We start from the raw sequence: 1,029 nt of genomic DNA on the forward strand, positions 1-1,029 counted from the left end.
GGAGCGGCGGGAGCGGCCCCGGCCGTCGCGGCCGCTGTCGTGGCGGGTGAGCCGTCCGGACGGGCCATCAGGATGGAACGCTGCAGCTTGCCCAGCGCCGCCGACGGTTCCAGGCCCAGACCGCGTACCAGGGTGGCCCGCAGCCGCTGGTAGGCGTCCAGTGCCTCGCCCCGGCGCCCGGAGCGGTACAGCGCCAGCATGTACTGCCCGCACAGGCTCTCGTGGGTGGGATACCGGCTGACCAGCACGGTCAGCTCGGCGAGCAGTTCACGGTGACGGCCCAGACGCAGATCGGCCTCGATGCGCTGGTCCAACGCACACAGCCGGCTCTCCTCCAGCCGTTTGACCTGGGTGGCCAGGTGCGGGCCCGCCTGCACGTCGGCCAGCGGCGGCCCGCTCCACAGCGCGAGCGCGGCCCGCAGGTGCCGGGCCGCCCCGGGGAAGTCCGCCCCGTCCATCTCCCGGTAGCCCAGCCCGGCCAGCCGCTCGAACTCCCGCACGTCACTGCTGCCCTCACCGCTCTTGAGGAGATACCCGCCCGGCACGGTCAGCAGCACGTCCTTGGCCCTACGGAGCCCGCCCGGGTCCCTCTCCAGCGCCGCGGTGATCAGCTCACGCAGCTGCAGGATGTACGTCTGCAGGGTGGGCCGTGCACTGCGCGGCGGCTGCCCGCCCCACAGCTCCTCGCTCAGCATGCCCACCGGCACCATCTGGTCGGCATGCAGCACCAGCAGCGCCAGCACCTGCCGCGGCTTGGGAGCGGTCGGGGTGATCGAGATGCCCTTCTCCCGCACAGCAAGTGTGCCGAGTATGTCGGTGTCCACGCCGTCTCCCCTGTCCGTTCGCCGCCATCTGCCAGACCCCGGGACCACGCACCAGCCACCGCGTCCCCGTCGCCCTGCCGCACAACCATCCGGCCCGGCCCCGGACCCCGTACCGGCCCGCCGGCCCACCGGCCCACCGGGCCGCCGCCGTTCTCGTCTGCTCACCGGCCGGGCCGGCGTTCAGGCCCGCACGTCCGCCGGCCCG

At 74.1% G+C, this 1,029-nt stretch carries 1 protein-coding gene; it reads right to left on the bottom strand.

Annotation, left to right across the window (positions count from 1 at the left end; all coding sequences use genetic code 11):
- Nucleotides 1-824, bottom strand: an 824-nt coding sequence (locus ABZV34_RS39965; protein WP_356288374.1) for an AfsR/SARP family transcriptional regulator, incomplete at its 3' end; no start/stop codon positions are given.
- Between the last annotated feature and the right edge of the window lie 205 nt (nt 825-1,029).

The organism is Streptomyces sp. NPDC005195 (assembly GCF_040608315.1).
GTDB lineage: Bacteria > Actinomycetota > Actinomycetes > Streptomycetales > Streptomycetaceae > Streptomyces > Streptomyces kaempferi.